Source organism: Ruminococcus sp. OM06-36AC, assembly GCF_003438725.1.
In the GTDB taxonomy this organism is placed as follows: Bacteria; Bacillota; Clostridia; order Oscillospirales; family Ruminococcaceae; genus Ruminococcus_C; species Ruminococcus_C callidus.
In genome coordinates, this window is record NZ_QSTT01000016.1 from 1 (window position 1) to 7,840 (window position 7,840).

Genomic DNA, 7,840 nt, shown 5'->3' on the forward strand with positions numbered 1-7,840 from the left:
GTTCCGCGGATTTTACGGTGTTTCCCTTTTCCCCGCATAGGCGGGGGTGATCCAGGACGGAGCGACAGGTTCAGCAGCAAAGGCAGCTTTTCCCCGCATAGGCGGGGGTGATCCTAAATCCGGCGATTACTGGCGGGAAGCTGCTGGCCTTTTCCCCGCATAGGCGGGGGTGATCCTGAATTTTTGCAACTTCTACGCATGCCAGATACCTTTTCCCCGCATAGGCGGGGGTGATCCCGGCGTTCTGACGGACTTAAAACTTTTCACAAACTTTTCCCCGCATAGGCGGGGGTGATCCGTACAAGCTTATAATTTGTACATGTTGTTATAACTTTTCCCCGCATAGGCGGGGGTGATCCGTACAAGCTTATAATTTGTACATGTTGTTATAACTTTTCCCCGCATAGGCGGGGGTGATCCTCTCCGCCCACATACGACACATCGTAGTAGTGCCTTTTCCCCGCATAGGCGGGGGTGATCCTCATGGCGATCGGCAGTATCTGCGTGGCGTTGACTTTTCCCCGCATAGGCGGGGGTGATCCTTACACGCAGGAGCAGATCAAAAAGCTGAACGACTTTTCCCCGCATAGGCGGGGGTGATCCTGTGATTTAGACCGTTGAAAAGCGACGTATCGCCTTTTCCCCGCATAGGCGGGGGTGATCCTAACGTTAATCTTTTTCATAGTAAATTCCTCCACTTTTCCCCGCATAGGCGGGGGTGATCCTACAAGACAGCACGTTCTGCACAAAGTTCAATCCTTTTCCCCGCATAGGCGGGGGTGATCCCGATGTGGATCCCCTCAGCTTTTGCGAATTCCGCTTTTCCCCGCATAGGCGGGGGTGATCCTACGTGCTTGTGTACAAGCTTGACCGATTCGCCCTTTTCCCCGCATAGGCGGGGGTGATCCCAAAAAAGTTTGCCGCATCGGGATTCGAAACACCTTTTCCCCGCATAGGCGGGGGTGATCCTGTTTTCCACATACGAAATTGACAACGATTTGACTTTTCCCCGCATAGGCGGGGGTGATCCTGCGGAACCCGCTGAACAGCTGGGATAAGTCAGCTTTTCCCCGCATAGGCGGGGGTGATCCCTCAGGACTTTGCGACCACCCGGGGAAACCGCCCTTTTCCCCGCATAGGCGGGGGTGATCCCGAGATCAGCTGGTGCACGAACCGGGCGAACGCCTTTTCCCCGCATAGGCGGGGGTGATCCTCTGCATCATCGCAAACCAGTGCATCACCGCAACTTTTCCCCGCATAGGCGGGGGTGATCCCCAAGCAGCCGATTTGGTGTAACATTCAGTTCTCTTTTCCCCGCATAGGCGGGGGTGATCCTGGTATGAAGAAATTTTGAACGACGTGGAGGACCTTTTCTCCGCATAGGCGGGGGTGATCCTGCAGTGGAAGATCACATTCCGGCTGATTCCTCCTTTTCCCCGCATAGGCGGGGGGTGATCCCGCGGCACCGCATAGCTGCCGGAAAAGCTATGCCTTTTCCCCGCATAGGCGGGGGTGATCCCTTACGCTCAATCTGATACTGCTTGCCGCATATCTTTTCCCCGCATAGGCGGGGGTGATCCTGAATGCAGCACACAGTATATCTGGCATAGTATCTTTTCCCCGCATAGGCGGGGGTGATCCTCCAAAACGGATCTCTTTGATTTTTTTGAAATCCTTTTCCCCGCATAGGCGGGGGATCCCATCTTTAAATCCTGATTTCAGAGAATTTGTACGGATTGCTGAAAGCAAGAAAATCATGTATAAATTTTACAACATTCCTCGTGATAAAAACAATATTTTTGAAGGATTCACTTCCCGTTGCTTGAAAAGGAATGCCGTGTAAAAAAAGTAAAGGCAACGCCACACAGAACTTGTGCGGTGTTGCCTTTATGTGATTTATGAGTGTTTTGACAAATGTACGAATTTTTCAAACAAGCACCAGGAGGAAAATCACTGTCTGTGTATTTTTTCCTGGTGTGCTCTGATTTATTTGCTTGCAGTCAGCGGATCAGCAGGCTTCGAAGCATCGCCAAGTCGATACCGTTCAGAATGCCATTACCGTCCAAATCGCCAAGTCGTCCATTGTTGATAGATCCGGATTGGATAAGCCATTTTTGAAGCATTACCAGATCTGCAGCGGTCAGTTTTCCATCTGTATTTACATCGCCTGCAACACCTACTGTGATAACTGCTTTATCCGAGGTAATAGACCCCAATTCATTGAGTGCATCACAATAAACAGTTTCTCCGTCCCAAAACTCAGAAACATTGTACAGCGTCAATGTGCGACCGTCGCTTTTATATTCCAACAGTTCTTCATTATCTATCTGATCCCATTCGTAATTGGTAAAATACCAGCGAAATTCATCTGCATACAAAGTTTCAAAAGTGAAAAACGTAGTGCCGCCGGGAGCAACGATCACGTTTTTAAGCTGAGATACTTCTGCCGGAGGTTTGACAATGATGTTAAAATATGCTGTGTGAGAGGTGACACCGCCGTCCTTGCCTTTGATCCATACATGTACTGCCTTATTCATAAACCAGGAGCTAACGCCATAGATCTGGAATGTACTTTCTTCAAAGCTGTTGACACCAGAGCAGTGTGCCAGTACAGTTTCTCTGGAATAGGGCTGCTGTGTTTCATCTTCTACATCAAATATTTCCCATTCATAACGCACGGCACCAATTGCTTCTACAGAGAACCTTGCATCATTGCCCGAAATCAACGTTACATTCTGAGGTTGTTTCGTGATTATAGGAACTGATTTTTCAATCGTCAGACGGTTTTCGCCAAATATGAATGCTTCTGTGTTGAGATCGATCCCCACACCATTATCCATAGCTTTCATGCCATTGCCATTCTTGTCCGGAAGAATGTCTTTCAACGAGAATTTTACGTTGGACCGTATTCCGGTTGTCCCTGAAAATGTCCCGTTGTAGACTGTGACATTCATGTTTTCCATATCGGAAATCACCATAGCTGCCTGTTGGGCTTCTCTGGGATTCCTGCTTTTGAAAGAACCATTCCAAATGGTAACCTGTCCTGCCGATTTCAGGAACAAACCCTGTTTTGCTCCGTAAAAGTTACCGTTGTGTATCGTCAGATCACCAGAACTTTCCATCATCACAGCACAATTCTGAGATTTGGAAGAGGAGGAAGTTATTTCATAGCGGTCAAATTCTCCGTCATTGATTACTGCATTTGCACTACCTCCAATGTACAAGCCAGTATCCCAACTGCCGATATATCCATGATTCACAGTCAGCTGAGCATCATTCCGTACAGCCACGCCGCATGCCGTGCCTTCATATTTGCCGCCGTTGATAACCGCGGTGCCGCCATCGATCAAAATTGCTGCTCCGCGAGTTTCTTTGTCGGGAGAGAACGTGTCGATCATATTGCGGTAATGCCCGCCATCGATTTGCAGATCGCCTTCGGAAATGATCATGGGCTGTCCATAAGCCATGCCCTGATAAGGCGTAGCACCACTTATATTTGTCAGATGCAGGGCACCATTTTTTCCAACGCGGAACAAACAGGACGTATATGCTGCACTCCGGAATTGCATATTCCAATCATTTGCCGGAATGCCCGTCAGCTGTGTACTGAAGATCCGCAGCTTGCCCTGCCGGATGTCGAACAAGGCATTATCGTATCTGCCTGTATCCCGAATCACACTGCAGTGATTCAGGTCGATCGTGATGTCGGCATCTGGATCATCCAGAACCAGCATATCATCACTTTCCATATCTTCCTGATAAATCCATGTGTTTTCGGAACTTTTTTTCTTTAAGGTGATCCACTGCTTTCCGCCTTTTGCAAGTGCTGCTTGTAATTCCTCGTAGCTGGAAACAATGGTCTGCTCAGAAACAGCAGGAGATGTTACAGTGTCGTATGCATACATACAGGAACTGCATGTTTTCTGCCAAATGCCTTCTCGTGTTTCAGTTGCACTCTGTGTAGATGTCCATCTTTCAAGTATGCCATAAGAACTGCTGTGATTACAAACGGTATCTACCAGCTTGATTCCGCATTCCGGACACACCTTCCAATGGTTCTGATCGTCAAATGTGTATTCAGAGCTTTCGGTATGCATATGTCCCCAAGGTGAGCCAATTAGGGCACCTGTGTCAATATACATTAATGAATCGTTTGCCGTTATACCGGAAGGTAAAGCTACTGCTCCTCCGAGCTCGCTGATAAACTCCTCGCCATTTATCAGATAGACTTCAGATGAATTAAATTGCTGATTTGTTGCAGAGTCCACCAGAGTGACGGCTGCCTCATCTTCGCCGGATACAGAAACATTTGCGATCTTAAAATAGGTGCGTTGATGGTACATGATCCCATCTTCAAAAGTGTTCAGGCTGTTATAATTCCTGCTGTTCACAAATGTATACATCCACTCGATAAATTCTGTGCCGTCGTCCCACTGTTCCGTATTATCGGCAGTTTTCCATTCGCACCCAAGATAGGTGAGATCCAGAGAAGAAAGGCTTTCAAAATCGGACGGTATCTCCGGAGCCTCTCCTGATCTCGGATATGTAATGGTCAAGGTAATGTCATAGCGGTTTTCTGCACTGACAAGCAATCCTTCCGCACCTGCAGCACAGCACAGTACAGCAACGGACAGAAGTATGCTGATCACTCGCTTCATAAGTTTTTTCTTCATAAGTTTTCCTCCAATCTTTAGGCAATACCGCACAAAGAGCGTCTGGCGACTTTGCACGCCATCTGCTTGCAAATTTCCCGTCATATTTCACAAAAATGCTCGTGAATACATCAAGTATTCACTCCGCTTTTTGTTTCATCTGACGAAAAATTTGACGACGCATCTGCCGCACAATCTTTGTGCGGTATTGCCTTTAAAATGTATTTGCGGGGGATTTCTGAAAAACAAGCGGGGACAGGGTACGAAACCGATTTTGATGCATTTGGATGATTCAGGAAGCACGGAATAAAGCCAGCCTGACGGCTTTGCACGCAATCTGCCGAAAAATCTGATGACGCATTTTACGCACAAGCTTTATGCAGTGTTTTCTTCACTTTTTGCGGAGGCAACATCGTGCAAAACTGGCAGATGGTTTACATGTGAATTTATTTAAAATTGGAAAATATAATTATTATCATATCGACTATCGAACATAATATTCATGTTATGATTATAACATAATTCTCTGTAATTGTCAATAAAAAATCTCTAAAATGCGTTTAAAAAGCTCAAGTGGGCATAAAAGTAGCGACATTTTCTCCAAGTCAGAGCAAATGTCGCTAAAAATGATTTGTTTCAAAATTTTATATCGGCACATATTGAAAGTCAGTATGCCTTCGGAATGTCAAACATCTTACAATTCCACATGATGTCTGCCAGATCCGGCGTTTTTCCGGTCTTCATGCACTCGTACAAGTACCGGAGGATTTTGTACATAATAACTTCCATTTAATGGACTTTTCCAATTGCAGCGTTGACATCTTAGGAATGTTTTTGTTTGAAAAAATTGTGGATCAATCCTAAACCTTACTTTTATCATACCACTATTCCCGCCAGAAGTCAACGATTTCCAGCCGATTTTCTCCGGAATCACCGGTGCACACAAATTCATACTCCGTGACTGCCGTTTCCCGTTCAAACACCTGCATGGCTGCCTCGTTGGAAAGATAGGGGAAACACTTCTTTTTCAAATTGCCCTTGTCAATCAAAAACAGTTCCGAAAATGTCCCGTATTTTTGGAACTGTTTTGTATTTACTCTCCTGAAAAACTGTGCTATGCTGTTTGCAGGAGGTGAGAACAGATGTTTATGAATGGTGAGATCTTAACCGATTTGAATGACTTAAAACGCTGTTTTTCCATTGATGAACTGCTGTACAGCTACGGCAACGGCGAACTGGAAATTTTTCTTGAAAAGATCGGCGAGCATGAAAAAGCAGAACAAATTCAGGAAATTTCCGAAAACAACGCCCTGCTGCTGATTCGGCTGTATGATATTTTGGATTTGCCGTATGAAGATTCGGAGGAGAAGATCCGGCGTAATTTTGCGTAAAACCGGAAATCTTTTGTGGTCTGACCGGCACACCCCAAGAGCACACCGCTCCTCGTTGGCGTGCTCTTTTGTACTACAGGGAGATTACCGCACAGTTCCTCATATCCAAAGGAAACATTGCATAAAGCACGCCTGACGGCTTGACACGCAATTTTTGTACTTGCCATAGTACTTCAAAAAGTGTATAATGAAGGAAGCACTGCACAAAGCCTGCCCGACGGCTTTGTACGCAATCTGACAACGCATCTGACGTACAAGCTTTATTCAGTGTTTCCTTAAGAGAGGGGGGAGAAACATGCATGGGCTGATGCCAAATCCACTGACAAAATTATCGGAAAGTACTGAAGAAGACGAAGTCCTTCGCAGCAGAAAATGGAAACTGGACATGGAAGCAGAATCAGACGGCGAACAGCTGCGGGAACAGCTTCGTCTGCATCTGGAGGACAAGCGGATTCTGAACAGCGATGCCGGAAAACGGCTCAGGCGGGATTTCAGGAGACTTTTGAAAAGCGGCGAGGAGGGAGTGCCAATGGCAGATATAGATTACGAGATCTACAAGTATATCAACGAACTTGCCGATCAGTACATAGAACTGGACGATCTGCTGGAACAGAACGGCGTTTCCTACAGCGAAGCACTGGAGCAGGCAGCACAATTTCGGAAACAGTTTTTGTGCCTGCTGGAAAAGCATGCTGTCCGCAATCAGGATCTGGTTGTCATTTGCTGGGACTTAATGGAACGCATTGAGCAGCAGCCGGAACATCCGGATTTGCAGTACCTCTATTTCTGTGTTGTAACAGACTTTGGTCTGTTGAATGCAGTCAACGCCGCAGACCGCACGGAGGAACAGAAGATCCGCAATTATTTCCGCCAGCAGAACGCACTGCGGGAATTGACAGACTTTTTTCAGGCACAGTCTGAAAATTTACAGAAATATCATGCATTGCTGGAATATCTGAAAAAGCCGCGGCGTGTGGAAAGCGGTGTCCGGAACGAGGAAGATTTTGACTTGCTGTATCATCTCACTGCACAGCACGCGTTTTTGTACGGCTGCAAAACCAATCCGGTGTACGAGGAAAATCTGCGTGCCCTGCAACTGCACATCAACAACGATGCCAAGTTAAAAGCGGTCAAGCCGTATATCATTTTCGCGGTGCTGGCAAGAAAGACCGGTATGATGCAGAAACGAAAGTACTTCATGCCGAATCTGAAATCGATTTTTCAATATCAGAATTATAATATCTACAAGGATAACGGCAAAAATTTCAACCAGTATGCTTCCGAGCTGGAACTCTATGACCATTTGAGAAGAAGCTACATCGATGACTGCGAAACTGACATGGGATTGTGCGATTTTTGCTTTGCGAATCTTTCTCCGCTAAGTGAGTGGTATTATCAGAACTGTGAACCGAATGAGGAGATTCCCATGGCTCTCTGCCGAAAGATTCTGAATGTCATGCCGAAATCGTTTCCGTATATGTTAAGTTATGCGGACTATGACCAGATGAATGAAGGCGAGGTGCAGCTCTACAGCGATGCGGCAAAGGAACTGCTGGAGAACATGCTGCATACGGCAGAGAAATTCCTGCGGCTGTGACTGCTGAACAAACTAGCGGCAATACCACACAAAGAGCGTCTGGCGACTTTGCACGCCATCTGCTTGCAAATTTCTCGTCATATTTCACAAAAATGCTCGTGAATACATCAAGTATTCACTCCGCTTTTTGTTTTATCTGACGAAAAATTTGACGACGCATCTGTCGCACAATCTTTGTGCGGTATTGCCTAGCGATTCTG

The 7,840-nt window shown here is 46.4% G+C and carries 5 protein-coding genes and 1 CRISPR repeat array; of the genes, 2 read left to right on the forward strand and 3 right to left on the reverse strand.

All coding sequences use genetic code 11. The annotated features are described in order from the left end of the window. Positions 1-25 precede the first annotated feature (25 nt). Positions 26-1,702: direct repeats of the CRISPR family, unit length 28 nt; unit sequence CTTTTCCCCGCATAGGCGGGGGTGATCC. 298 nt (positions 1,703-2,000) lie between these two features. The 3 genes from DXB92_RS10060 to DXB92_RS13735 all read right to left on the reverse strand — a co-directional run bounded on the left by DXB92_RS10060 (position 2,001) and on the right by DXB92_RS13735 (position 5,701). After that, positions 2,001-4,673 carry a dockerin type I repeat-containing protein gene (locus tag DXB92_RS10060; RefSeq protein WP_147330050.1) on the reverse strand — a complete coding sequence of 891 codons (2,673 nt, stop codon included), beginning with the start codon at positions 4,671-4,673 and terminating at the stop codon, positions 2,001-2,003. Positions 4,674-5,318: 645 nt separating this feature from the next. Then, positions 5,319-5,441: a hypothetical protein gene (locus DXB92_RS14295; protein ID WP_278277781.1), complete on the reverse strand. Its 123-nt coding sequence runs from the start codon at positions 5,439-5,441 to the stop codon at positions 5,319-5,321. Positions 5,442-5,536: 95 nt separating this feature from the next. Continuing rightward, positions 5,537-5,701, reverse strand: a complete 165-nt coding sequence (locus tag DXB92_RS13735; RefSeq protein ID WP_187118446.1) for a hypothetical protein — start codon at positions 5,699-5,701, stop codon at positions 5,537-5,539. A 93-nt stretch (positions 5,702-5,794) separates the two neighbouring features. Here DXB92_RS13735 and DXB92_RS10070 point away from each other — a divergent pair, with 93 nt between their 5' ends. Both DXB92_RS10070 and DXB92_RS10075 read left to right on the forward strand, forming a co-directional pair. After that, positions 5,795-6,043, forward strand: a complete 249-nt coding sequence (locus DXB92_RS10070) for a hypothetical protein (RefSeq protein WP_021682666.1) — start codon at positions 5,795-5,797, stop codon at positions 6,041-6,043. Between the two features lie 295 nt (positions 6,044-6,338). After that, a complete protein-coding gene (locus DXB92_RS10075; protein ID WP_117733769.1) occupies positions 6,339-7,640 on the forward strand; it encodes a hypothetical protein in 1,302 nt (433 codons plus the stop codon). The last annotated feature ends 200 nt before the right edge of the window (positions 7,641-7,840 follow it).